26 protein-coding genes are annotated in these 24,885 nt (G+C 68.0%); 15 read left to right on the top strand and 11 right to left on the bottom strand.

The window, feature by feature from the left end:
• Positions 1–69 precede the first annotated feature (69 nt).
• The 3 genes from ACE2AC_RS19645 to ACE2AC_RS19635 are packed head-to-tail and all read left to right on the top strand — an operon-like array spanning position 70 to position 1,011.
• On the top strand, positions 70–393 hold the full coding sequence (locus tag ACE2AC_RS19645) for an ArsR/SmtB family transcription factor (RefSeq protein WP_375689474.1): 324 nt from the start codon (positions 70–72) through the stop codon (positions 391–393).
• Entirely contained in the window at positions 390–800 is a 411-nt protein-coding gene (locus ACE2AC_RS19640) for an SRPBCC domain-containing protein (protein ID WP_375689472.1), read from the top strand. The genes ACE2AC_RS19645 and ACE2AC_RS19640 overlap by 4 nt, the downstream gene beginning before the upstream one ends.
• A gap of 7 nt (positions 801–807) precedes the next feature.
• The gene (locus tag ACE2AC_RS19635; protein WP_375689470.1) at positions 808–1,011 is read left to right on the top strand and encodes a hypothetical protein; all 204 of its coding nucleotides are present in this window, start codon (positions 808–810) and stop codon (positions 1,009–1,011) included.
• A 138-nt stretch (positions 1,012–1,149) separates the two neighbouring features.
• Here the strand turns inward: ACE2AC_RS19635 and ACE2AC_RS19630 are convergent, their stop codons facing one another.
• Positions 1,150–2,574 (bottom strand): homospermidine synthase, encoded by a 1,425-nt coding sequence (locus ACE2AC_RS19630; RefSeq protein WP_375689468.1) that lies wholly within the window; start codon positions 2,572–2,574, stop codon positions 1,150–1,152.
• A 170-nt stretch (positions 2,575–2,744) separates the two neighbouring features.
• Between ACE2AC_RS19630 and ACE2AC_RS19625 the strand changes: the two genes are divergently transcribed.
• Together ACE2AC_RS19625 and ACE2AC_RS19620 are read left to right on the top strand one after the other, a co-directional pair.
• Positions 2,745–3,968, top strand: coding sequence for a putative DNA modification/repair radical SAM protein (locus ACE2AC_RS19625; RefSeq protein ID WP_375692141.1), 1,224 nt, complete (start codon positions 2,745–2,747; stop codon positions 3,966–3,968).
• Between the two features lie 80 nt (positions 3,969–4,048).
• Positions 4,049–5,470 (top strand): UdgX family uracil-DNA binding protein, encoded by a 1,422-nt coding sequence (locus ACE2AC_RS19620; RefSeq protein ID WP_375689466.1) that lies wholly within the window; start codon positions 4,049–4,051, stop codon positions 5,468–5,470.
• 3 nt (positions 5,471–5,473) lie between these two features.
• Here the strand turns inward: ACE2AC_RS19620 and ACE2AC_RS19615 are convergent, their stop codons facing one another.
• A complete protein-coding gene (locus tag ACE2AC_RS19615; protein ID WP_375689464.1) occupies positions 5,474–6,508 on the bottom strand; it encodes an endonuclease/exonuclease/phosphatase family protein in 1,035 nt (344 codons plus the stop codon).
• Positions 6,509–6,639: 131 nt separating this feature from the next.
• Positions 6,640–7,485: an SDR family oxidoreductase gene (locus ACE2AC_RS19610; protein ID WP_375689462.1), complete on the bottom strand. Its 846-nt coding sequence runs from the start codon at positions 7,483–7,485 to the stop codon at positions 6,640–6,642.
• Between the two features lie 112 nt (positions 7,486–7,597).
• Between ACE2AC_RS19610 and ACE2AC_RS19605 the strand changes: the two genes are divergently transcribed.
• The gene (locus ACE2AC_RS19605) at positions 7,598–7,969 is read left to right on the top strand and encodes a winged helix-turn-helix transcriptional regulator (RefSeq protein ID WP_375689460.1); all 372 of its coding nucleotides are present in this window, start codon (positions 7,598–7,600) and stop codon (positions 7,967–7,969) included.
• A gap of 53 nt (positions 7,970–8,022) precedes the next feature.
• Here the strand turns inward: ACE2AC_RS19605 and rpsD are convergent, their stop codons facing one another.
• The 6 genes from rpsD to ACE2AC_RS19575 form a co-directional block, all read right to left on the bottom strand.
• Complete coding sequence (rpsD, locus tag ACE2AC_RS19600; RefSeq protein ID WP_375689458.1) at positions 8,023–8,643, bottom strand: 30S ribosomal protein S4; 621 nt, start codon at positions 8,641–8,643, stop codon at positions 8,023–8,025.
• A 165-nt stretch (positions 8,644–8,808) separates the two neighbouring features.
• Positions 8,809–9,879 carry a Hint domain-containing protein gene (locus ACE2AC_RS19595; protein ID WP_375689456.1) on the bottom strand — a complete coding sequence of 357 codons (1,071 nt, stop codon included), beginning with the start codon at positions 9,877–9,879 and terminating at the stop codon, positions 8,809–8,811.
• Positions 9,880–9,970: 91 nt separating this feature from the next.
• Complete coding sequence (locus ACE2AC_RS19590; protein ID WP_375689454.1) at positions 9,971–10,870, bottom strand: lipid A-modifier LpxR family protein; 900 nt, start codon at positions 10,868–10,870, stop codon at positions 9,971–9,973.
• 102 nt (positions 10,871–10,972) lie between these two features.
• Positions 10,973–12,334 (bottom strand): MATE family efflux transporter, encoded by a 1,362-nt coding sequence (locus ACE2AC_RS19585; protein ID WP_375689452.1) that lies wholly within the window; start codon positions 12,332–12,334, stop codon positions 10,973–10,975.
• The gene (locus ACE2AC_RS19580; RefSeq protein ID WP_375692140.1) at positions 12,331–12,852 is read right to left on the bottom strand and encodes a PaaI family thioesterase; all 522 of its coding nucleotides are present in this window, start codon (positions 12,850–12,852) and stop codon (positions 12,331–12,333) included. The genes ACE2AC_RS19585 and ACE2AC_RS19580 overlap by 4 nt, the downstream gene beginning before the upstream one ends.
• Positions 12,849–13,271: a PaaI family thioesterase gene (locus ACE2AC_RS19575; RefSeq protein ID WP_375689450.1), complete on the bottom strand. Its 423-nt coding sequence runs from the start codon at positions 13,269–13,271 to the stop codon at positions 12,849–12,851. The genes ACE2AC_RS19580 and ACE2AC_RS19575 overlap by 4 nt, the downstream gene beginning before the upstream one ends.
• Positions 13,272–13,404: 133 nt before the next feature.
• Between ACE2AC_RS19575 and ACE2AC_RS19570 the strand changes: the two genes are divergently transcribed.
• The 8 genes from ACE2AC_RS19570 (at position 13,405) to ACE2AC_RS19535 (ending at position 21,435) form a co-directional block, all read left to right on the top strand.
• Positions 13,405–13,785 carry a MerR family DNA-binding transcriptional regulator gene (locus ACE2AC_RS19570; RefSeq protein WP_375689448.1) on the top strand — a complete coding sequence of 127 codons (381 nt, stop codon included), beginning with the start codon at positions 13,405–13,407 and terminating at the stop codon, positions 13,783–13,785.
• Positions 13,786–14,035: 250 nt separating this feature from the next.
• Positions 14,036–14,437 (top strand): MerR family DNA-binding transcriptional regulator, encoded by a 402-nt coding sequence (locus tag ACE2AC_RS19565; RefSeq protein ID WP_375689446.1) that lies wholly within the window; start codon positions 14,036–14,038, stop codon positions 14,435–14,437.
• A 45-nt stretch (positions 14,438–14,482) separates the two neighbouring features.
• Entirely contained in the window at positions 14,483–16,261 is a 1,779-nt protein-coding gene (locus tag ACE2AC_RS19560; RefSeq protein ID WP_375689444.1) for an acyl-CoA dehydrogenase C-terminal domain-containing protein, read from the top strand.
• Between the two features lie 117 nt (positions 16,262–16,378).
• Positions 16,379–16,828, top strand: a complete 450-nt coding sequence (locus ACE2AC_RS19555; protein ID WP_375689442.1) for a GFA family protein — start codon at positions 16,379–16,381, stop codon at positions 16,826–16,828.
• A 1-nt stretch (position 16,829) separates the two neighbouring features.
• The gene (locus tag ACE2AC_RS19550) at positions 16,830–17,042 is read left to right on the top strand and encodes a hypothetical protein (RefSeq protein ID WP_375689440.1); all 213 of its coding nucleotides are present in this window, start codon (positions 16,830–16,832) and stop codon (positions 17,040–17,042) included.
• 317 nt (positions 17,043–17,359) lie between these two features.
• The gene (locus ACE2AC_RS19545) at positions 17,360–17,998 is read left to right on the top strand and encodes a glutathione S-transferase family protein (protein ID WP_375689438.1); all 639 of its coding nucleotides are present in this window, start codon (positions 17,360–17,362) and stop codon (positions 17,996–17,998) included.
• Between the two features lie 16 nt (positions 17,999–18,014).
• Positions 18,015–19,226: an acetyl-CoA C-acetyltransferase gene (locus ACE2AC_RS19540; protein WP_375689436.1), complete on the top strand. Its 1,212-nt coding sequence runs from the start codon at positions 18,015–18,017 to the stop codon at positions 19,224–19,226.
• 22 nt (positions 19,227–19,248) lie between these two features.
• Positions 19,249–21,435 (top strand): 3-hydroxyacyl-CoA dehydrogenase NAD-binding domain-containing protein, encoded by a 2,187-nt coding sequence (locus ACE2AC_RS19535; RefSeq protein ID WP_375689434.1) that lies wholly within the window; start codon positions 19,249–19,251, stop codon positions 21,433–21,435.
• 161 nt (positions 21,436–21,596) lie between these two features.
• Here ACE2AC_RS19535 and ACE2AC_RS19530 read toward each other — a convergent pair whose 3' ends face one another.
• Both ACE2AC_RS19530 and ACE2AC_RS19525 read right to left on the bottom strand, forming a co-directional pair.
• Entirely contained in the window at positions 21,597–22,289 is a 693-nt protein-coding gene (locus ACE2AC_RS19530) for a Hint domain-containing protein (protein WP_375689432.1), read from the bottom strand.
• A 170-nt stretch (positions 22,290–22,459) separates the two neighbouring features.
• A complete protein-coding gene (locus ACE2AC_RS19525; RefSeq protein WP_375689430.1) occupies positions 22,460–23,104 on the bottom strand; it encodes a sulfotransferase family 2 domain-containing protein in 645 nt (214 codons plus the stop codon).
• A 96-nt stretch (positions 23,105–23,200) separates the two neighbouring features.
• Here ACE2AC_RS19525 and ACE2AC_RS19520 point away from each other — a divergent pair, with 96 nt between their 5' ends.
• The gene (locus tag ACE2AC_RS19520) at positions 23,201–24,832 is read left to right on the top strand and encodes an AMP-binding protein (protein ID WP_375689428.1); all 1,632 of its coding nucleotides are present in this window, start codon (positions 23,201–23,203) and stop codon (positions 24,830–24,832) included.
• Positions 24,833–24,885: the final 53 nt, after the last annotated feature.

Here is a 24,885-nt window from a genome sequence, read left to right as displayed (position 1 = left end):
CCCTCGCCGCTTGACACCCATAACCATTCGGCTATCAATAAACCCATAACCAAACAGTTATGAGAATCGATGACCCCCTCCCGCGACCTCCTGTTCAAGAGCCTGTCCGATCCAACCCGCCGGGCGATCTTCGAACGGCTCTGCCGTGACGGCGCGCTGACCGTCGGCACCCTGACCGAGGGCGCCGGCATCTCGCAGCCCGCCGTCTCCAAGCACCTGGCCCAGCTCAAGGCGGCCGGGCTGGTCGCGTCCACGCAGGACGGCCGGCAGACCCGCTATGCCGCCCGGCCCGAGGCGCTTGTGCCGCTCCGCGACTGGACGGCCGAGATGCAGGGCTTCTGGGAGGCCCGGTTCAGCGATCTCGAAGACCTTCTCAAGAGGATGGACCAATGACCGAAACCGCCACCGCCACGCGCACCGTCACCGTGGAGCGCGACCTGCCGCATCCCCCGGCCAAGGTCTGGCGCGCCCTGACCGAAAGCCACCTGATCGAGGACTGGCTGATGAAGACCGATTTCCGCCCCGTGCCGGGCCACGTGTTCGAGATGACCGCCGACTGGGGCACCGTCCGCTGCGAGGTGATCGAGGTCGCGCCGCAGAGCGCCCTGGCCTATTCGTGGAATGCGGGCGACCTGGCTTCGACCGTCCACTGGACCCTGACCGAGACGCCGACCGGCACCCGGCTGACGATGGAACAGACCGGCTTCCGCGACGACCAGCCGATGTACTACGGCGGCGCGAAGCTGGGCTGGCCGCGCTTCTTCGACGCGCTGGAAACCGTGCTCGACGGGATGGAGTGACGGAACCATGACCCGGATGATCCGCCAGCTGCACCGCTGGCTCTCGATGCTCTTCACCCTCGTGGTCGCCGGCATCTTCGCGATGCTGGGACTGGGGATCGAGGTGCCGCAATGGCTCTACATGCTGCCCCTCGCGCCGCTCTTCCTGCTGATGGCCTCGGGGCTCTGGCTTTTCGCCCAGCCCTACCTGCGGCGCGGCGCGGCGGGGTGACACGGCGGCCTGCCGCTGGCCTCGGGCGGGTGGGGTTCCACCCCACCCCGACACCAACATCCCGTAACCACCCCGTACGCCCGACGTCGGTGCAAAACACCGACGCAATACCGACGTGATACCGACGCGATACCGACGTCAGATCAGCCGTTCCAGGACGTTCCGGAAGGCCCAGGGATTTTCCTCGTCCAGGTCCTCGGGGAACTGGGTCTGGCGGTCGGTCAGCGGGGTCCAGTCGGTGTAATGCCCCTCGACCGGCCCGAGGTATGGCCGCTGCACCTCGAGGCAGCGCCGGTGGTCCATCTCGTCGGTCTCGACGATCCCCGCCCGCGGGTTTTCCAGCGCCCAGACCATGCCGGCCAACACCGCGCTCGTCACCTGCAGCCCCGTCGCGTTCTGGTCCGGCGCCAGCGTCTTGGTCTCGTCGTTCGACAGGCGCGAGCCGTACCAGAGCGCGTTCTTCTCGTGCCCGAACAGCAACACCCCCAGCTCGTCGATCCCGCCCGGCTCGATCTCGTCCACGTCGAGGATGTGGTGGTCCTCCTGGATCTGGCTCGACCCGAACATCTCGTGCAGGCTCAGGATCGCGTCGTCGCAGGGGTGATAGGCATAGTGGCAGGTCGGCCGGAACTCGGGCATCTCGACCTTGCCCACGGTGTAGTAATCCGCGATCGAGATCGCCTCGTTATGCGTCACGAGAAACCCGAACTGCGGCCCCGGCGTCGGGCACCAGGTCTTGATCCGGGTGTTGGCGCCCGGCTGCTCCAGCCAGATACCCGCCAGGCAACCCGTTGAAAACGTGTGCGCATTGTCGGGCATCCAAGTCTCCGCCGTGCCCCAGCCCAGCTCGGCCGGCTGGAACCCCTCGGCGATGAACCCCTCGACCGACCAGGTGTTGACGAAGTGCCCCGGCTCGCGCGGTTCCTTGCGGACCTGGGTGTCGCGCTCGGCGATGTGCACGCCCTTCACGCCCAGCTCCATCATCAGCCGGGCCCAGCCCTCGCGGTCCACCGGCATTGCCACGTCGCGGCCCGTGTCGGCCGCCAGCATCAGCAGCGCCTCCTTCACGAACCACGACACCATGCCCGGGTTCGCGCCGCAGCAGCTGACCGCCGTGGTGCCGCCCGGGTTGGCCGCCTTCTCGTCCCGCACCCGCTGGCGCAGGGCGTAGTTGGTCCGCTCGGCGTTGTCCTCGGTCCCGAAGTAGTAGCCTGCCCAGGGCTCGACCACCGTGTCGATGTAGAGCACCCCGTTCTCGCGGCAGAACCGCATCAGGTCGAGCGAATCCGTGTCCACCGACAGGTTGACGACAAAGCCCCGGCCCGGCTCGATCAGCCCGCCCAGGACGTCGCGGTAGTTCGCCTCGGTCAGCGCCTCGGTCACGAGCTTCGGCACCCGCCCCGCCAGCTCCTTGTGCAGCGCCGGGTTCGGCTCGATCACCGTCAGCTTCTCGCGGTCGAACTCGAAATGCCGCTCGATCAGAGGCAGCGTCCCCCGCCCGATCGAGCCAAAGCCGATCAGGATTACCGGGCCGTCGATCCGGGCGTACACGGGATGGGTCATGGGCGTCGTACCTCCTAAGTTCACGGTGACACACACTATCACCGCGCCGAGCCGCGTCCATGCCGCAGCGCGGCGCGGCGATCAAGAGAGGTCCGCGCGGCCGCTCGCAGCCTCGTGACCGGGCAGCCCTTGCCCGGGGGCAGCGTGAACATATCATGAACATCATGCCCATGACCCTCCAGGACAAGCTCGCGATTCTCTCGGACGCCGCCCGCTACGACGCCTCCTGCGCCTCGTCCGGCACCAGCCGGCGGGACAGCACCGGGGGCGGGCTGGGCTCGACCGAAGGCTCCGGCATCTGCCACGCCTACGCCCCCGACGGCCGCTGTATCTCGCTGCTGAAGATCCTGATGACGAACTTCTGCATCTACGACTGCGCCTATTGCGTGAACCGCGTCTCCTCGAACACCCCGCGCGCCCGGTTCGCGCCGGAAGAGGTCGTGCACCTCACCCTCGAATTCTACCGCCGGAACTACATCGAGGGGCTGTTCCTTTCCTCGGGCATCATCCGTTCGCCCGACCGCACGATGGAGGACATGGTCCAGATCGCCCGCACCCTGCGCGAGCGCGAGGGGTTCAAGGGCTACATCCACCTCAAGACCATCCCCGACGCGGCGCAGGAGCTGATCGACCAAGCTGGCCTCTACGCCGACCGGCTGTCGGTGAACGTCGAGCTGCCCACTGACGCGGCCGTCGCCGCCTACGCGCCCGAGAAATCGCCGGCGACCATACGCGACGCCATGGCCGGGGTGAAGTCCCGCCGCGCCGCCGCCAGGGACCGCAGCCACACCGGCAAGCGCCCGCCCCGCTTTGCCCCGGCGGGCCAGTCCACCCAGATGATCGTCGGCGCCGACGGCTCGAACGACGCCACGATCCTCACCACGTCGACGCGGCTCTACGGCGACTTCGGGCTCAAGCGCGTCTACTATTCCGCCTTCTCGCCGATCCCCGACGCCTCGGCCAGGCTGCCGCTGATCCAGCCGCCACTGCTGCGCGAACACCGGCTCTACCAGGCCGACTGGCTGATGCGCTTCTACGGCTTCGAGGCGCGCGAGATCACCGCCGCCAGCCCGGACGGCAACCTCGACCTCGCGGTTGATCCGAAACTCGCCTGGGCGCTTGCGCACCGGGCGCTCTTCCCGCTCGACGTGCAGCGGGCCGAGAAGCCGCTCCTCCTCCGCGTCCCGGGGTTCGGCACCAGGACGGTGCAGCGCGTCCTCGCCACCCGCCGCCACCGCACCCTCCGCTGGGACGACCTGAAACGCATGGGCGCGAACCTCAGGAACGCCCGCCCCTTCATCACCCTAGCCGACTGGTCCCCCGGCCGCCTGACCGACAGCGCCGACCTGCGCGCCCGCTTCGCCCCGCCGCCCGAACAACTCTCACTCTTCTGACCCCGCCCCCATCTTCCCCTGGTCCCCATATCCTCGGGGGGTCCGGGGCAGACAGCCCCCCGGGTCCCTCCACCCGCACCATGCCCACAATCGACCTCCCCCGCCTGCACACGGACCGCGCCTGGCGCGACGCCGCCCGCCGCCTGATCGCCGCGCAGATCCCGCCCGAGGACGTGCTCTGGACCTTCGCGACGCCCGCGCAGGACGACCTCTTTGCAGGCACCACGCCCGCCCCGATGCCGACCGCCCCGATCACCGTCCCGAAGAGTTTCGTCGCACTGGCCGACACCGTGGCCTGGCACGCCGATCCCGAGCGGTTCGCCCGGCTCTACGCCCTGCTCTGGCGGCTGCGGGATCACCCCGGACTGATGCAGGACCGCGGCGACCCCGACCTCGCCCGCCTGCGCCAGATGGAGAAGAACGTGCGCCGTTGCGCGCACAAGATGAAGGCCTTCGTCCGGTTCCGCGACATCGACGGCGACGGCCCCCGCCGCGCCTTTGCCGCTTGGTTCGAGCCGACCCACCACACGGTGGAGCCGACGGCCCCCTTCTTCACCCGCCGCTTTGCCGACATGGACTGGATGATCGTCACCCCCGACGTGACCGCCCGCTTCGATGCGGGCCGGTTGAGCCTGCACGAGGGACAACCGAAACCCGACCTGCCCGAGGACGGGGCCGAGGCGCTCTGGGGCACGTATTTCCGGAACATCTTCAACCCGGCGCGGGTGAAGGTGCAGGCGATGACATCCGAGATGCCGCGCAAGTACTGGAAGAACATGCCCGAGACGCGGCACATCCCCGAGCTTCTGGCCAATGCCGAACGCCGCGCGCGCGAGATGGCCGAGGCCGCGCCGAGCCTGCCGCCGCTCCGCGCGGGCCGCATCCTCGACCGGCTGCACGAGGACCGGCGGGCGGACCCGCTGAGCTTCGCGGCACTGGCGGCCCGTGCGGAGGAAGAGAACCGGCGCGCCGAACCGGGATATGGCCGGATCGTGCTGGGCGAAGGGCCGCAGGACGCCGCGTTGATGATCGTCGGCGAACAGCCCGGCGACGAAGAGGACCGCGCCGGTCGCCCCTTCGTCGGTCCCGCCGGGCAGCTCTTCGACCGGGCGGCGCAGACCGCGGGCCTCGACCGCAGGCAGGCCTATGTCACCAACGCGGTGAAGCGCTTCAAATTCCAGATGCGCGGCAAACGCCGCATCCACCAGGCACCGAACCGGGGCGAGGTGCAGCATGGCCGCTGGTGGCTCCGGCAGGAGGTCGATCTGGTCAAGCCGCAGCTGATCCTGGCCATGGGCGCCAACGCCGCCGAGGCGTTGACCGGGCGGCGCGACGGCATCCTGGCCCGGCGCGGCATGGTGGAAGAGACAGAGTTCGGCCCGGTCCTGCTGACCCTGCACCCCGCCTACCTTCTGCGCCTGCCGGACCCGGCGGCACGAGAGGCCGCGACGGCACATTTCCGCGCCGATCTTGCCATGGCCGTCGCCCGGCTGACCGCGTGACCGTCAGACGCCCGCGCCGTCCGCGGGCTTCCATCGGAACCCCGCGCGGATGACACCATGGTCGCCTGTGCCGCTGACCTTGTGGTCGTCGAAGTTCAGGTGATCGTTCTCGACCGTCATCCCCTCGAAGGCCCAGAGGCGGTCCTTGGAATTGTCATAGAACTGCTCGGAGATCAGGATGTGGTCGAGGCTCTCGCGCTGATCCTGGTAGACATGGGTGTAATAGACATCCCGGACCGAGCGGTATTCCTGCAACGTCTGCGCGGTGTAGAGCGCGTTGTCCCCGCCGCCCTCCGACAGCGTTGTCAGGTAGCGCGGCTGTTCGGTCATCACGTTCAGGGTGTTCGACATGTTGGCATCGTTCATGTCGCCGATCACCACCACCGGCGTGTTGGTGCCCTTGGTGATGCGGCTGATCAGCACCCGCAGCGCCGTTGCCTCGGCGGTCCGCCGGATCGTCGACAGGGCATAACCGATGGCGGTGGCATGGGCGCGGTGCGTGTCGCGATCGTACCACTCCTCGCGCCAGACCTCGGCCGGGCGGCGCGACTTGAAGTGGCAGACGAAGACATCGATGACCGGCGTCTCGGGATGCGGCTGCACCCGGCAATGCAGCACCGGGCGCGAGAAGGTCGACAGCGTGACCGAGATCGCGTCTTGCTGCGGGTCGTCGCCGGTCGACCGCAGGACAAGTTCGGGCGGGAAATTCGTGATCCACTCCGGCTCGCCGACCAGCACGTCGGACCGCACGGCGGCGGCACAGACGATGCGGGTGCCGGGATGGCCGGGCGGCACCAGCGGCCGGTGACTGGCATCCAGCCCTGCCGCCGCCAGCGCGGCATCGAGCGCCTCGGCCGCCCAGAGCTCCTGGAACCCGATCACGTCGGCGGCAAGGCGGCGCAGGGTGCGCCCGGTCCAGTCGATCTTGCGGTCATAGACCTCCTGCGACCAGCCATCGGGGTCGGAGTATATGGCCGCCCCTGGCAGCTGCAGGTTCAGCAGGTTGAACGAGGCAAAGGAAATGTCGCGGGCCGCCATGGGCACAACCCTTTCAGGAATGAGGTCGATCAAATTCCCCGCAGGATAGCGTCCTGCCCATGACGTCGCAATGACAGGGCCCGGACGCGGTGACGTCCGGGCCCTGCGGAGGCGCAACCGGGTGGCGGCGTTCAGGTGGCCAGCGCGGCCTTCACCACCTCGGAGAGCGGCGTGGTCGGGCGACCGATCAGACGGGACAGCGTGCCGTCGTCGCTCTGCAGCGCGCCATTGGCCGCGTCGGCGTCCCAGCCGGCAATCGCTCCGGCAAGGCCCGCGTCGAGGCCGACCCCTTCCAGCACCTTGGCGTATTCGGGCGCGGGCAGGTCGGTGTAGACGACGGGCGTGCCGCTTTGCGCCGTGATCTCGGCCGCGAGGTCGGCAAGGGTGAAATCCCCATCGCCCGCCAGTTCATAGGTCTTGCCCGCATGCCCGCTGCCGGTCAGCACCGCGACGGCGGCGGCGGCGTAGTCGTCCCGCGCCGCGCCCGAGATCCGGCCCTCACCCGCGCTGCCCAGCACCGCGCCATGGGTCACGGCCATCGGGGCATTGGATGCGTAGTTCTCGGTGTACCAGCCGTTGCGCAGCAGGGTCGTGGGGATGCCGCTCGCCGCCAGCGCCGCCTCGGTCGCGCGATGTTCCTCGGCCAAAGACAGCGGGTTGATGTCGGCATTCAGGATCGAGGTGTAGACGATGTGCCCCACGCTCGCGGCCCTGGCGGCCTCGATGATCGCCGCGTGTTGCACCGCACGCTTGCCGACCTCGCTCGACGAGATCAGGAGCAGCGTGTCGACACCGGCAAGCGCCGGGGCCAGCGTTTCGGGGCGGTCGTAGTCGGCAACGCGGACCGTCACACCCAGATCGGCGGCCTTTTCCGGCGAGCGGGCCAGCGCGATCACCTCCGTCACGCCCTTGTCCTTCAACTGCGCGATCACCTTGCGGCCAAGCTGGCCGGTTGCGCCTGTCACTGCGATGGTCATGGAAACCTCCTTGGTTCTTCGCATGTCACGAGCAGATAGCCACTTGCTTACAAATCGTAAGTACTTACATTTTCGTAAGTGAAAGATTTTTCCGCCCACGGAGATCGTGACGATGCCCGGCCCCTTTCCCTCGCCCCTGCCGCCCAACGTGATGTCGGCCAACTGCCCCTCGCGCGAGGTGTTGCGCCAGCTGACCAGCCGCTGGGGGCTGCTGGTGCTGATCGCCCTCCGCGACGGCACGTTCAGGTTCGCGGAACTGCGCCGCCGGATCGACGGGGTAAGCGAACGGATGCTGTCGGAAACGCTGGGCAACCTCGTGCGACTCGGCCTCGTCACCCGGCACGACCATGCCGAGGTGCCGCCGCGGGTCGACTACGCGCTCACCGAGCTGGGCAACGAGGCGGCCGAACGGCTCTTTGCGCTCGCCGGCTGGATCGAGGCGACGCTGCCGGCGTTCGACACCGCCGCTCCGGCCGCGAAATAGAGAAAGGGCCGCGCCTTGCGGCACGGCCCTTCCGGATCGGGTGGCGCGGAACCCTAGTTCTGCGCGTAGAATTCGATCACGAGGTGCGGTTCCATGATGACCGGGTACGGCACGTCCGACAGGGCCGGGGTGCGCACGAAGGATGCGGTCATCTTGGAGTGGTCCACCTCGAGGTAGTCCGGAACGTCACGCTCGGGGAGGCCTGCGGCCTCGAGCACCGATGCGTTCTGCTTCGACTTCTCGCGAACCTCGACGACGTCGCCCTCTTTGACGCGGTACGACGGGATGTTCACGCGCTTGCCGTTCACCAGGACGTGGCCGTGGTTCACGAACTGACGGGCCGCGAAGATGGTCGGCACGAACTTGGCGCGGTAGACGACGGCGTCCAGGCGGCGCTCGAGCAGGCCGATGAGCAGCTCACCGGTGTCGCCCTTCACACGCTCGGCTTCGGCGTAGATGCGGCGGAACTGTTTCTCGGTCAGGTCGCCGTAGTAGCCTTTCAGCTTCTGCTTGGCGCGCAGCTGCAGACCGAAGTCCGACATCTTGCCCTTGCGGCGCTGGCCGTGCTGGCCGGGGCCGTATTCGCGGCGGTTGACCGGGGACTTCGGACGGCCCCAGATGTTCTCGCCCATGCGGCGGTCGATCTTGTACTTGGCAGACGTGCGTTTGGTCACGGCTGATCTCCTTCAAAAAAGTGGTGCCGCCCCGGGGGCGGCGGATGAAGGGCGTTGTCCTCTGGGCGAACCCTGACAGGCATACCCCTTGCGGGGGCCACCAACACCAATGAAGGCGCGCTTATACGCGCCCCGGCGGGGCTGTCAACCGGAAGAATGGGCCGTTCAGGCCGCTTCGCGCAGGAGCAGCGCCGCCTCGGGCGCGGTCAGGCAGCGGCGGGCGAACGCGCCATAGGCAAAGGGATCGTCGCGCACCTCGGGCATGCCCGCCAGCAGCGCGCGCCGGTCGGCGGCCCCGAGCGCCCCGAGCGAGGCGGCGGCGGGGTGGAAGCTTTCGCTTTCGATTCCGTTGGCCCAGATGATCTGGTGCGACGGCAGCAGGAGGTGGATGTACTGCACCTCGGTCATGCGGCTGTCCTGCACGATGGCGCCGCCGCGCAACAGGTCGCGGGCGGCCACCAGCACCTCGTCGGTGTTGAAGAGGTCCCGCGCGGCGCGGCCACGGATCAGCAGCCGGTGTTCGGGCGACACCAGCAGTTCGGGGTTCGGTCGGCGATGGCCGAGCGCCCCGGCCCGGATCCGGATCGGGCGCAGCCAGGGCATCGCGTGCAGGCGCGCGCCGCTCATCCGCCGCGCCCCGGCCCAAAGCACCGGCTGCGGGCCGGCATCGCGCGTCAGGACATAGTCGCCCTCGGCCAGCGTCTCGACCGGGCGGGGGCCGGCGGGGGTCGCGATCCGGGTGCCGGGGGTGAAACAGATGTAGCCGCTGCCGTCATCCTCGCGGGCATTCAGCGCCGACTGCCGCGGATCTTGGCAAACCTCGACCACCCAGAGGTCGGTGCCGCGCGGCGGCAGGTCGCCTTCGATCTTCAGCAGGCGCCGGGTGCCGTGCCCGGTGTCGATCAGCCCGAGGCGGTAGAGGTCCAGCCCGTCGGTCACGGTGAACCCGGTCTCGGCCTCGTCGTCCTCCTCGTCATCCGGCAGGCCGACCCGGATCGGGCGCGCCGCGCCCCCGGCGAGGCGCCGGGCGGACCGAGCCGCCCGCCTCCGGGTCTCGAGCCCCTCGCCCGCCAGTTCCAGCTGCAGCAGCGCGGTCGGTCCGTCGACGCGCACCGCCTCGCCCCGCCAGGACCAGACCGATCCGGGCGTCAGCGCCTCGACCGGAGCGGCGGTCAGGCCGTCCACGCTGGTCTGCGTCCAGGGAATCACGAAAGTGCCACGATATGCCGTGCCCATGACCTGCCTCTGCTCTCTCCGCCGTTCCGGCGATTGTTTCCGTAACGGTAACAGAGTTCCGGGCAAGAGGGAATCGCCCCTGGCGATCCGTTCAGAAGGTGATGTCGAAACGCACCGATCCGATCACCTGCCCCTCGGGTTGGCCGGCGAACTCCTCGCTCAGCCAGGTCAGGCCGTAGAAGCCGCGGAACGACCGGCCTTCCCAGTGCAGCCCGGCGCGCAGGCGGGTGCGATCGAGCGCCTCGTGCGGCGCGGGCAGGTAGGTGCTGTCGTGCACCCAGGCGTGGTCGGCGCCGAGGACCAGGGTGTAGCCGAGCGCTGGCGCAGGCACCGCGCGGTAGCGCTGGCCGGTGACCGGGTCGCGCACCATCAGCCCGCCGCGCCCAACCGGGCCGAGCGTCAGGTCGAACCCGGCGCGGGCATAGGTTTCGATCCCCCAGCGGGCCTCGACGAAGGGTCGCAGCCGCAACGGACCGGCCGCGACCTCGCGCCCCGCCTCGCCCGACAGGGTCGGATGCAGTCCGTTGCCGATGCCCGCCGCGCGCACCGCGTCCGAGGGGCCGGGCACATCTATGATGTCGTGGATCGCCTGCTGGATGCGGTAAAGCTGTGTCTGGTCCCCCGTCACCACGAGGTCGGCGCCGCCGGTCACCTCGACCCCGCGCCAGAGCACGTGGCTGTGCAGGCCGAAGGACAGCGCGTTGGCATAGGGCCGGTCGCCGGGCACGACGTAGGACAGGGTGTCGGGCGCGATGATCCGACCCTCGATCCGCAGCTCGATCAGCGATCCGAAGCGCGTCGGCAGGGTGCCGTCCCAGCCCTCGGCCCAGACATGGCTCGACGCGATGGAGCCCGTCTGCCAGCGGTCGAGTCCGCCGTAGAAGACGTCGTTGTTCATGATCCGGCCGTGGCCGATGTAGTCCAGCCCCTCCGCCTGCGCGGCGGGGGCGGCCAGTGCCAGCACGGCGGCCGTGACGATCCCCTTGTGCATGGTCTGCGCTTCCTGCCTGTCCCGCCGCAGCCTAGCGCCGCACCCCCTGCCCGGCCAACGCCGGCCGGTCGGGCCGCGCCGGGCTGTTGCCGAAACGCCCCTTCAGGCGGCGTGGACGGCGGGCGCCTCGGCCGGGCTGTCGGCCTCGGCCTCCAGCCCCGGATACTTCCAGAACAGGGTCACACCGCGCGCGATGAACGAGATGTGCATCGCCGCCCAGAGGCCGTGGTTGCCGAAAACCGGGATCAGCGCGGCGGCGGCGGCGAAGTAGACGATGACCGAGATCACCATCATGTTGCGCATGTCGCGGGTCCGGGTCGCGCCGATGAAGATGCCGTCGAGCATCCAGCAGGCAACCCCGGTGATCGGCACCAGCACGATCCACGGCAGGTAGTCCCGCGCCAGCGCCCGCACGTCAGGGGCCGTCGTCATGGCGTCGATGATCGCCCCGCCCGCCAGCGCGAAGGCCAGCGCCAGCAGGACCGAGGCGCCGACACCCCAGGCCGAGACCATGATCGCCGCCCGTCGCAGCACCGGCCGCGCCCGCGCGCCGAGCGCGTGGCCGACCAGCGCCTCGGCCGCGAAGGCAAAGCCGTCGAGCGCGTGGGCCGTGATGCTGAGGAACTGCAGCAGCACCTGGTTGGAGGCCAGCGTCACGTCGCCGAAGCGTGCGCCGAGGAACATGAACGAGGTCATGATCGACAACAGCAGCAGCGACCGGATCAGGATGTCGCCGTTGACCAGCGCCATCCGCTTGAGCCGGACAGGGTCGAGCACCCGCGCCCGGTCGCGCCAGTCGGTGCCGCGAAACGCGTCGCGGCAGAACCAGAGACCGATCAGCGCGCCCAGCACCTCGGAGATGACGGTCGCCAGCGCCACGCCCGGCACCCCCCAGTCGAGGCCCAGCACGAACCAGAGGTCGAGCAGGATGTTCACGCCGTTCATCGCGACCTGGATCACCAGCACCGCCGCGGTCCGTTCCTGCGCGATCAGCCAGCCGGTGATGCCGAAGACCGCGATGGCGAAGGGCGCCGACATGACGCGGATCGACAGGTAGTCGTGGGCCATCGCCTCGACCTCGGGCGAGGCGGGCGAAAGACCGAGCGCGGCGGAAAAGAGCGGCACCTGCAGGGCGAAAAGGGCCAACCCGCCGACGAAGGCCACGATCAGCGCCCGCGACAGGAGCGCCGCGACCTCGGCCGCGTTCCGCGCGCCGAGGGCCTGGCTGGTCAGGCCGGTCGTGCCCATCCGGAGGAACCCGAAGATCCAGTAGATCGAGGTCAGGATCACCGCGCCGATGCCGACCGCGCCGATCGGTTCGGCCTGGCCCAGCTGCCCCACCACGCCGGTGTCCACCGCGCCCAGAATCGGCACCGTCGCGTTCGACAGCACGATCGGCACCGCGATGTGCAGGATCCGGCGGTTGCTCAGCTGCGGCGGGGCGGCGGCGTCGGGTGCGCTCATGCCTCCGCGTCCGGGACGGGCGGCGGCATCACGAAATGGCCCATGGCCTGGGCAAACGGTCTTTCGCGGTTGTCCTGCCAGGCCTCGACCAGCACGCTGGCATAGCGCCGGCCCGACCGGGTGATCTGGGCGCGGGCATAAGCGTCGCGCGGCAGGCCCGAACGCAGGTAGTCGATGGTGAAGTCTACCGTCTTGGGCAGGCGCGGCAACTGGCCCGCCGCCAGTGCCTCGGCATCGACCTCACCGCTTTCGAATCGCGGCCAGAGCATCGCCCAGCTCAGCCCCACGACCGCCGTCACCTCGAGAAAGGCCGAGGTCACGCCGCCATGCAGCGCGGGCAGCATCGGGTTGCCGATCAGCATGTCCTGATAGGGCAGCACCGCGGTCAGCTCGTCCCCGCGGCGTTCGAACTGGATCCCGAGGAACGCCATGTAGGGCACGCCCTGCACCAACGCCTTGAGCGCGGCGTCGCGCCGCTGTTTCACCACTTGTACCGGTTCGGGCCGCTTCGCCATCAGTTCGTCACCGTGAAGGACCCGGTCGCCGTCGCCACCGGCGTCCCGGTCTCGCTGTCCGTGGCCACCGCGCGGACAAAGGCGACCGAGCGCGTCATGTGGTGGCAGGTGGCCCGGGCGGTGATCGCGTCACCGGGCCTGGCCGCGCGCATGTACTCGATTCTCAGGTCCAGCGTCGCCGTCACCCTCGGCGCGTCGGGGTGGCTCATCACCGCCGCCCCGCAGCATGTGTCCATCAGCGTCGACACCGCGCCGCCCGCGATCACGCCGGTTTCCGGGTCGCCGATCAGCCGCCTGTCGTAGGGCAGAACCATCTCGGCCTCGCCGCTGCCGATGCTGTCCAGCCGGATCGAAAGCGCGTTGGCATGCGGGATCGCCTCGATGAACTGCTGTGCGATCTGTCGCCTCGTGGCGTCGTCCATGGAATTGCCTTTCTGCCGTCACCGGGCATATCAACCGGTATGACAATCGGATGCAAGGCGGGGCGGTTGCCCATCGGGCACGAACCCCCTATCCTTTCGAGAGCCTGTTCGCAGAAGGATCAGAAAGCGGGCCATGAGTGACGAGCGGATCACGTTCAAGGAGATGTGCGCACGGTTCGACGTGACGCCGCGCACCCTGCGTTACTACGAATACATCGAGCTGCTGCAGCCCGACCGCGAAGGCCGGTCCCGGTTCTACGGCAAGCGCGAGGTCGCGCGGATGAAGCTGATCCTGCGCGGCCGCAAGTTCGGATTCCCGCTGGAAGAGATCCGCCAGTGGCTGCTGATCTACGAGGAAGCCGGCAGCGAGGCGCAGGCGCGCGAGTGGATCACCGCGGCCGATCGGCAGCTGACCGAGCTCTACGCGCAGCGCGACCAGCTGCAGGAAGCGATCGACGAATTGAAGACTTTGCGCAACGACACCGCCGACGGCCTCGACATCCCGTTGGTATAGGTTGTTCCGCGACGTAAAGACTCGTATTCAACGCCTCTATGGGGCGGGTCCACTCCCACGCCGACGCAAGGAAATTACGATTGACCTTCGGTCAACTTGACTGATGTTACGTCATCGAAAAAGTGACGTGGCGTTGCGATTACGTAAACGTCACTTTCCATTGTATCGGTCGCGAGCCTGTCCCATTTCGCGTGCCGTCCGGGCAACCTTGGCCGGATGGTTTAGTGACTTAGGAAGGAACGAGTAAACGATGACCGAAGACACGATGACGATCCGCGCGATGTGTGACGCTTTCGACGTAACGCCTCGCACCCTGCGTTTCTACGAAGCCAAGGAGCTGCTGTTCCCGATCCGCATTGGCCAAAAACGCCTCTTCACCCGGCGCGACCGGGCCCGGCTGAAACTGATCCTGCGCGGCAAGCGCTTTGGCTTCAGCCTCGAGGAAATCCGCCAGCTGCTGGATCTCTACTATATCGGCGACCAACAGAAGACGCAGCTGGAGAAGACCTTCGAGGTCGCCCAGGACCGTCTGGCCGATATGAAGAAGCAGCGCGAGGAACTGGACGCGGCCATCGACGAGCTCGAAGAGCAGATGGGCTGGGGCGCAAAGATCATCGCTTCGCTCAACGAAGAGAAGAACGCGGCCGAGTGAACGCGATGGCTCGGCTGCTGAATCCTTGTCTATTGGGAGAAAGACATGCCGAGCTATTCCGCACCCGTGAAGGACATGCAGTTCATCCTGCATGACGTCCTGAACGTTTCTCAGAGCGACATCCCCGGTTTCGACGAGCTGGACGCCGATTTCACCGGCGCCATCCTCGAAGAGGCCGGCAAGATCGCGGGCGAGGTGCTGGCACCTCTGAACCCCGTCGGCGACCAGGAAGGCTGCCGGCTTGAAAACGGCGTCGTCTACACCCCCAAGGGGTTCAAGGCGGCGTTTGACCAGATGCGCGAGGGCGGCTGGACCGGCCTCGACTGCGACCCCGAATACGGCGGCCAGGGCATGCCCTCGGTGCTGGCGACCTCCGTGGGCGAGATGTTCTCGGCCGCGAACATGGCCTTCACCATGTACCAGGGTCTGACCCATGGCGCCTATTCGGCCATTCACGCCCATGGCTCGGACGAGCAGAAGGCGAAATGGCTGCCTAAGATGGTGACCTGCGAATGGACCGGCACCATGAACCTGACCGAACCGCATTGCGGCACGGACCTCGGGCTCATGCGGACCAAGGCCGAACCGCAGGACAACGGCACCTACAGGATTTCCGGCCAGAAGATCTTCATCTCGGCCGGCGACCACGACATGTCCTCGAACGTCGTGCACCTGGTGCTGGCCAAGATCCCCGGCGGCCCCGAGGGGATCAAGGGCGTCTCGCTCTTCATCGTGCCCAAGTTCCTCGTCGATGACGACGGCAAGGTCGGCGCCCGCAACGGCGTGTCGGTGGGCAACCTCGAAGAAAAGATGGGCATCCACGGCAATGCCACCTGCGTGATGAACTACGACGAGGCCGAGGGCTACCTGCTGGGCGAGGCCCACAAGGGCATGCGCGCCATGTTCACCATGATGAACGAAGCGCGCCTCGGCGTCGCGGTGCAGGGCCTCGCGGTGGCGGAAGCCGCCTACCAGAACGCCGTCGACTACGCCAAGGACCGCCTGCAGGGCCGCGCCGTCACCGGCGTCGAGAACCCCGATGGCCCGGCCGATCCGCTGATCGTGCACCCCGACATCCGCCGGTCGCTGATGGACCAGAAGAGCTTTACCGAGGGCGGCCGCGCCTTCGCGCTCTGGGGCGCCGAGATGATCGACCGCAGCCACCGCAACGGCGACAAGACGGCCGAGGGCACGATCTCGCTCCTGACGCCGGTGCTCAAGGGCTTCCTCACCGACCAGGGCTTCGACATGGCCGTGCTGGCGCAGCAGGTCTATGGCGGCCACGGCTACATCGAGGAACACGGCATGAGCCAGTTCGCCCGCGACGCCCGGATCGCCATGATCTACGAAGGCGCGAACGGGGTGCAGGCGCTCGACCTCGTGGGCCGCAAGCTGGCCGCCGAGGGCGGCAAGCCGGCGATGGCCTTCTTCGAGATGGTCAAGTCCTTCTGCAAGGAAAACGCCGGTGACGAGGACTTCGACCGCGCCTTCATCGAACCGCTGAAGACCGCCTCGAAGCACCTGCAGGAAGCGGCGATGTTCTTCATGCAGAACGGCATGAAGAACCCGAACCACGCGCTGGCGGGGTCCTACGACTTCATGCACCTCTTCGGTCACGTCTGCCTCGGGCTGATGTGGTCCAGGATGGCGCTGGCCGCCAAGGCCAAGCTGGCCGAGGGCGCGGCAGACGCGGCGTTCTACGAGACCAAGATCGCGACCGGCCGCTACTACATGGCCCGGCGCCTGCCCGCGACGTCGATGCACCTGGCCCGGATCAGCTCCGGGGCGGACAGTGTCATGGCGCTCGACGCGGCCAACTTCTGAGCCGGGGACCAACCCCGCGCCTACTCCGCACAACAGGGGGGCCTGACGGCCCCACTCACGGGAAGGACGCTCGCGCGGGGATGCGCGGGCGTCCGACAACCGGCAGGAGGAGCCAGGATGCAAAGCGAATTCCGTGACAGGGACGCGACCGCCGGCATGTGCCAGTGCGGTGCCGTGCGCTATCGCATCGCCGCCGGTCCGGCGCTCGAGACGATCTGCGGCTGCCGCATGTGCCAGCGGGCCAGCGGCAACTTCGTCTCGGCCTTCTACATGGTCGCCGACGACCAGGTGGTCTGGGAGGGCACGCCGCCCGCCATCTTCGCCTCGTCCGACGTCGCCGAACGCGGCTTCTGCGCGGCCTGCGGCACGCCGCTCTACTTCCGCGAAACCGGCAGCGGCTGGACCGAATTCCTCGCCGCCACCCTGCGCCAGGGCACACCGTTCGACCCCAAGGCGCATGTCCGCAGTGCTGACACGCCCGCCTGGGCGACCCATATCGGGGACATCCCCGTGCGCGACGCCGAGGGCGCCGCCGTCACCCGCAGCCACCAGGCCCCGGAGGAGTGAGATGCCGAAACGCTTTCGCCTGACCCGCCGCTTCCCGGTCGCCATGACGGAAGAGGGCTATCGCCGCCTCAAGGGATTTGCCCGGCGCGCGAACCTCGACGAGAACGAGGCGCTGTCCTTCCTGTTCGAGAATTTCGACAGCGTGACCGACGAGGACAACCTGACCCACCGGCTGCGCCTGTTCCAGTCGGACCTGAAGGGGCGCAAGCGATGAGCGTGGCAGCGTCATCGCCAAGAGACCTGCCCGAGACGCCTGGCCGCGCTGTCGGATGCCTCCGGCGGGAGTTTAACTGGCAAGATGAAGCAGGCACCGGGTCCACCCCGCACCGCCGCGCCCAGTTGCAATCGGGCCGGGGCGGCGCGGGGCTTCACCTTGCACACCGCTCAGCTCTCCAGCCTGCGACGCAAACCCATTCGGACATGAACATGGTTAAGGGACCGTTACCGCTCCCCTTCATCTTGCCAAGTAAACTCCACGGGGGTCCGGGGTGTGAAACCCCCGGTCGCTCCGTCAACAACCGGGAGGACCACATGACGATCAAACTCCACTGCTTCGGCGAAAGCGGGAACGCCTACAAGGCTGCCCTGCCCCTCGAGCTTTCCGGCCTCGACTGGCAGCCGGTGAAGATCGACTTCTTCAACGGCGGCACCAAGACCGAGGCCTACCTGGGCATGAACGTCATGGGCGAGGCGCCGGTGCTGGAGGATGGCGAGACCGTGCTGTCGCAGTCGGGCGTCATCCAGCTCTACATCACCGAGAAGACCGGCAAGTTCGGCGGCGACACGCCCGAGGACCGGCGCGAGGTCCTGCGCTGGATGTTCTTCGACAACCACAAGATGTCGAGCCAGTGCGGCACCCAGCGGTTCCTGATGAATTTCGTCCCCGAGGAGAAGCGCCCGCAGGAGGTCATCGGCTTCCTCGCCGGGCGGCTCAAGGGCGCCTTCCGCACGCTGGACAGCGCGCTGGACGGCCGGGACTGGCTGGTGGATTCGGGCCCGACCCATGCCGATTTCTCGAACTGCGGCTACCTCTTCTACCCGGAACCCTTCGGCTTCGACCGCAAGGACTGGCCGAACATCGACCGCTGGCTCTCGAACATCGAGGCGCTGGACGGCTGGAAACACCCCTATGACCTGATGCCCGGTCGGCCTTCCGACCGCGGCCTCTGAACGAAAGGAGCACCCCATGACCGAAGCCTATATCTATGACGCCGTGCGTTCCCCGCGCGGCAAGGGCCGCCCGGACGGCAGCCTGCACGAGGTGACCGCCGTCACCCTCGGCAAGCAGATGCTGAACGCCATCAAGGACCGCTCGGGCCTCGAGGGCCATGCCGTCGAGGACGTGATCTGGGGCAACGCGACCCAGGCGATGGAACAGGGCGGCTGCCTCGCGCGGACCACCGTGCTGGCCTCGGAGCTCGACGAATCGATCCCCGGCCTGTCGATCAACCGCTTCTGCGCCTCGGGCATGGAAGCCGTGAACCTGGCCGCGAACCAGGTGAAGGGCGGCGCGGGCGAGGCCTACATCGCCGGCGGGATCGAGATGATGTCCCGCGTGCCGATGGGCTCGGACGGGGCCGCCGTGGCGGTCGATCCGACCGTGGCGCTCGACCGCTACTTCGTGCCGCAGGGCATCTCGGCCGACATCATCGCGACGCAGTACGGCATCACCCGCGACATGGCGGACGAGTTTGCCGTGCGTTCGCAGAAGCTGGCCAAGCAGGCCTGGGACGAGGGCCGGTTCGGCAAGTCGATCGTCACCGTGCGTGACGTGAACGGGCTGCCGATCCTCTCCTACGACGAATTCATCCGCCCCGGCACCGACATGCAGGCGCTCGGCGCGCTGAAGGCCTCGTTCAAGGACATGGGCGAGGCGATGCCCGGCTTCGACAAGGTGGCGAAGCTGAAGTACCCGCACCTGGAAAAGATCAACCACATCCACCACGCCGGCAACTCGTCCGGGATCGTGGACGGCTCTGCCGCCGTGCTGATCGGGTCCAAGGAGTTCGGCGAGGCCCGCGGGCTGAGGCCGCGTGCGCGCATCCGGGCGACCGCCAAAATCGGCACCGATCCGACGATCATGCTGACCGGCCCCGTCCCGGTGACCGAGAAGATCCTGCGCGAGAACGGGATGAGCATCTCGGACATCGACCTCTTCGAGGTGAACGAGGCGTTTTCGTCCGTGGTGCTGCGCTTCGTGCAGGCCTTCGACGTGGACATGGACAAGCTGAACGTGAACGGCGGCGCCATCGCCATGGGCCACCCGCTTGGCGCGTCCGGCGCGATCATCATCGGCACCCTGCTGGACGAGCTGGAGCGCTCGGACAAGGAAGTGGGCCTTGCCACGCTCTGCGTCGCCTCCGGCATGGGCGCGGCCACCATCATCGAGCGCGTGTGAGACGGGAACAGGAGTAAGAGACATGGCTGATTTCACGATGGAAAAAGGCGCCGACGGCGTCGCTGTGATCACCTGGGACCTGCCGGGCAAGAGCATGAACGTGCTCACCATGGACGGCGCGCAGGAACTGTCGGACCTCGTCGACGACGCGCTGGCCGATGACGCGGTGAAGGGCATCGTCATCACCTCCGGCAAGGAGACGATGGCGGGCGGCATGGACCTCAACGTGCTGGCGGGCATGAAGACCGGCGGCGCCGAGGCGGTGTTCGAGGGCGTGATGACCCTGCACCAGCTGCTGCGCAAGATCGAGCGCGCGGGGATGGAGCCCAAGACCAACAAGGGCGGCAAGCCGATCGCGGCCGCCGTTCCGGGCACCGCCATGGGCATCGGTCTGGAGCTGCCGCTGGCCTGCCACCGCATCTTCGTGGCCGACAATCCGAAGGCCAAGCTGGGCCTGCCGGAAATCCAGGTCGGCATCTTCCCCGGCGCGGGTGGCACCACGCGGCTGGTCCGAAAGCTGGGCGTCATGATGGCGGCCCCCTACCTGCTGCAGGCCAAGATGTCGGACCCGAAGGCGGCCCAGAAGGCCGGCATCGCGGACGAGGTCGTGGGTGACCCGGTCGCGGCGGCCAAGGAATGGGTGCTGTCCGAACCGAAGTTCGTGAAGCCCTGGGACGAGAAGGGCTACAAGATCCCCGGCGGCGCGCCCTACCACCCGGCGGGCTTCCAGACCTTCGTCGGCGCCAACGCCATGATCAACGGCGAGACCTGGGGCGCCTACCCGGCACCCAAGGCGCTGCTCTCGGCGGTCTACGAAGGTGCGCAGGTGCCCTTCGACACCGCGCTGAAGATCGAGGCGCGGTGGTTCACCTCGGTGATCATGAACCCGTCGTCCTCGGCCATGATCCGGTCGCTCTTCCTCAACAAGGAAGCGCTGGAGAAGGGCGCGAACCGGCCCGAGGCCCCCGACCAGCGCGTGAAGAAGCTGGGCGTCATGGGCGCGGGCATGATGGGCGCGGGCATCGCGCTGGTTTCGGCGCAGGCCGGGATCGAGGTGGTGCTGATCGACCAGAAGCAGGAGGCCGCCGACAAGGGCCGCGCCTACACCGAGGCGTTCCTCGACAAGGGGGTCAAGCGCGGCAAGACCACCGAGGAAAAGAAGGCCGAGATCCTCGGCCGGATCACCGCCACGACCGATTACGACACGCTGAAGGATGCCGACCTCATCATCGAGGCAGTATTCGAGGACGTCGGCGTGAAGGCCGAGGTCACGAAGAACGTCGAGGCCGTCATCCCCGCCGATTGCATCTTTGCCTCCAACACCTCGACCCTGCCGATCACCGCGCTGGCCAAGGCGTCGTCGCGCCCGGACCAGTTCATCGGCATCCACTTCTTCTCGCCCGTCGAGAAGATGCTGCTGGTCGAGATCATCAAGGGCAAGGACACCGGTGACCGGGCCGTCGCCAAGGCGCTCGACTACGTGCGCCAGATCCGCAAGACGCCGATCGTGGTGAACGACGCGCGCTTCTTCTACGCCAACCGCTGCATCATCCCCTACCTGAACGAGGGTGCGCGGATGGTGACCGAAGGCGTGGCGCCGGCGATGGTCGATAACTGCGCGCGGATGCTGGGCATGCCCGTGGGTCCGCTGCAGTTGATCGACGAGACCTCGATCGATCTGGCGGTGAAGATCGCCAAGGCCACGAAGGATGCCATGGGCGACGCCTACCCGGCCGATGCCAAGGCAACGGACGACCTGATGTTCTGGCTCTACGACGAAGGCCGCCTGGGCCGGAAGTCGAACGCGGGCTTCTACGAGTACGACGAGAAGGGCAAGCGCACCGGTCTCTGGGAGGGGCTTGAGGCGAAGTATCCGCACCAGGCCGAACAGCCCGAGATCGACGAGGTGCAGAACCGCCTGATGTTCGCGCAGGTCCTGGAAGCGGTCCGCGCGCTGGAAGAGGGCGTGCTGGAGGACATCCGCGAAGGCGACGTCGGCGCGATCCTCGGCTGGGGCTTCGCGCCCTGGTCCGGCGGTCCGTTCTCCTGGCTCGACATCATCGGGGCGGAAGAGGCGGTGAAACGCTGCGACCACCTGGCCGCGACCTACGGCGAGCGCTTCACCACTCCGAAGCTGCTGCGCGAGATGGCCGAGAAGGGGCAAACCTTCTATGGCCGGTTCGGACCGCAGGCGGCCAAGGCGGCGTAAGCCGGCGACCGCAAGGTTTGTGACAACGGGACGGCGCGTCGGGACACCGGCGCGCCGTTCGCTTTGCGCGGCCCCCGACCCTGCCCCCGGAAACGAAGAAACCGCGTCCCTGGCGGAGACGCGGTTCCTTGCGACTGCTGCTACCCTGCCCGAGGGAAATCTTAGGCGACGCGCGTCTCCGCATAGGTCGCATGGGCCGCACCGGTCCGGGCGCCGCCGTCGGCATGGGCCGCGGTGATCTCTTGCCGGATCCGGGAAATCAGGTGGCCATCCGTCTGGTCGGACAGAAGCCGGTACTCGGTGACGGGCGCGGCGTCGAAGAGCCGTTCCAGCATGTCGCCCGCGGCGGCGCAGACACAGAGCGCGCCATGGGCGGTAAAGACGATCTCGTCCTCGTCGAACTGCAGAAGGTGCACGTCGAGGCTGCCCGCGGCATCGACCCGGCGGATGCCGCAGATGCCGTCCAGCGCCTCGGCCCGGACCAGCGCAAAGGGATCGCCGGTCATCGCCTCGGCCGCATCGCTTTCCACCATCAGCCCCTGCCGCGGCAGGACGACCATCGCGTCGGCATTGCCGATCGCACCCTCGGGCACGAAGAGCGGACGGGCGCTGCGCGGGCAACGTCCCTGCCCTTCCCAGAGCCGGACGGACCGGAGGCTGCGCACCGGCTGCAGGCCGTTGTCGAAGGTCAGGACGCGGTCGCCGACGGACACATGCTCGACCCGCTGCCAGCCAAGCGCGGTGGCGACGCGGGTGCCCTCGATCAGGCCCGACATGGTGGCGTCGCCTTCCGAGGCCAGCGCGGCCTGCAGGGCGTCGTCGGTGCGTGTGCGGCGGTGAAACATGGTTCCCATGGTCCCGAGTCCGGTGGCGTTCTGCCGATGAGTGTCCCGTGCAACTCACCGGAGAATCAGGACGGCGATTGGTCCGCAAAGCGGCAAAATTGGGACATCGTTAACAAAGCCCTGACAAAGCCTTTCCGCACCCCGGGTTCGGGACCGGAGCGCGACAAATCCGGGCGGTTTCAGAAGGTGTAGCCGAAGCGGGCGATATCCTCGGCGCAGTCCTCGGCCACCAGGGCGGCGGTCGCGTCGGTGTAGTGGGTGCGGTGGTCCCGTACCCGGTCGGATGCGTTGGCGTGCCCGAGGTCCAGGGGAAAGCCGACGTGATCCCGGAGCGGGGCGGCATCGTCCTTCCAGTGCTCGAGCCGGATGTAGAGATCGCAGCAGTCGACACCGTCCGGATCGCTGACATAGCTGCGCGCCGGGTGGCTGCGAAAGGCCGCGCGGGTGCGGGGGTGGGCAAGGAAGTCGGCGAACGTCATGGCCTGCGCATCGCGCACCGCCGGATGGTCGAACCGCTGCTCGAGCAGCCAGTGGTAATAGCTGACCGCACGGTCCCAGGGATTGCGCACCATGGTGAAGACGAAGAGCTCGCGCATCTCGTCCCGGCTGACGATCCCGTCGAGATCGCAGAGCGTCGCATGTTTCCAGAGCCGCCCGCGCGCCTGCGCCCCGTCGAGCCGCCCGCGCCGACGCCGCGCCTTGGGCGTGTCGCCCAGCATCTCGTCATCCTTCATCGCCCGGGCCTCGAGCGCCAGCGCCATCGAGGTGCCGCCGGTCTTTGGGATGTGGATGAAGAGATAGCGGCGCCCGCGCGACAGGATCATGGGCGGCAGCATAGCCGCGACGCGAGACCCCACAAGCACTTGCAGCGCCCCGGGGCGGGCGGCAAGATCGCCGTCGGACCAATGGGAGGAGCGATCATGGGCTGGCTTGCCGACGAAACCGGGCTGGAACGCAACGCGGCGAACCACGTGCCACTGACGCCGCTGTCGAACCTGACCCGCGCGGCGCGGATCTGGCCGGACCGCCTGGCCGTCGTCTATGGCTCGCATCGCAAGACCTACCGCGAATACATCGAACGGGTCAGCCGCCTCGCCTCGGCGCTGGTGAAACTCGGCGTGCAGCCCGGCGACGTGGTGGCGACGATGATCCCGAACCTGCCCCCGCAGGTCGAGGCGCATTTCGGCGTGCCCGCCTGCGGCGCGGTGCTGAACGCGATCAACACCCGGCTCGACGTCGATACGGTGGCCTACATCCTCGACCACGGCGGGGCAAAGGTGATCCTGGCCGACCCGCAGTTCCTGCCCACCGTGGCCGAGGCGATCGAGAGGATGGAGGGCCCCGCCCCCATCGTGATCGAGGTGCCCGACGACCACGCCGGCGTGCACGCGCATGGTCATCACCAGAGTTACGAGGATTTGCTCGCCACCGGCGACGCGGATTTCGACTGGATCATGCCCGAGGATGAATGGGAGAGCATCGCGCTCAACTACACATCGGGCACGACCGGCCGTCCCAAGGGCGTCGTCTATCACCACCGCGGCGCGCATCTGAACGCCATGGGGCAGATCCTGTCGTGGCGGATGCAGCTCTATCCCCGCTACATGACCATCGTGCCGCTCTTTCACTGCAACGGCTGGTGCCACGCCTGGATGATCCCGCTGCTCGGCGGCACGGTGGTCTGCCTGCGCGACATCGCGGCCAAGCCGATGTTCGACGCCATCGCGGACGAGGGCGTGACCCATTTCGGCGGCGCGCCCATCGTGCTGAACATGCTGGTGAACGCGCCCGAGGATCAGCGCCGCGCCTTCGACCACGTGGTCGAGGTCTTCACCGCCGGTGCACCCCCGGCCCCCGCGACCCTCGCCGCGATCGAGCCTATGGGCTTCAACGTCACCCAGGTCTACGGCCTGACCGAGACCTACGGCCCCGCCACCGAATGCACCTGGGACGATGACGTCTGGGGCGACCTGCAGGGCGACGCCCGCGCCGCGATCAAGGCGCGGCAGGGCGTGGCGATGCCCGCCTACGAGCACATCACCGTCATGGCCGCCGAGGGGATGGAGCAGACCCCGATGGACGCCAGGACCCAGGGCGAGATCATGATCCGCGGCAACGGGGTGATGAAGGGCTACTACAAGAATCCGAAGGCCACCGAGGAGGCCTTTGCCGGTGGCTACTTCCATTCCGGCGACATCGCGATCCAGCACCCGGACGGCTATGTCCAGATCCAGGACCGGGCCAAGGACATCATCATCTCGGGCGGGGAAAACATCTCTTCGGTCGAGGTCGAGGGCGTGCTGATGGGGCATCCCGACGTGCTCCTCTGCGCCGTGGTGGCGAAACCGGACGAGAAGTGGGGCGAGGTGCCCTGCGCCTTCGTCGAGCTGAAGGACGGCCGCACGGGCGATGCCGACGCCCTGATCGCCTTTGCCCGAGAACGGCTGGCCGGGTTCAAGACGCCCAAGCGGATCGTGTTCGAGGAACTGCCCAAGACCTCGACCGGCAAGATCCAGAAGTTCGAGCTGCGCCAGAAGGCCCGCACCCTCTGACCGGTCACGAATTGCCGGGGGAACGGCGCCGGTGTAGGATGCGCCAAAAGCAG

The sequence above is a fragment of the Pseudooceanicola sp. LIPI14-2-Ac024 genome (assembly GCF_042188925.1).
Taxonomy (GTDB): domain Bacteria; phylum Pseudomonadota; class Alphaproteobacteria; order Rhodobacterales; family Rhodobacteraceae; genus Pseudooceanicola.
This window is presented reverse-complemented; position numbering and strand designations above follow the sequence as displayed.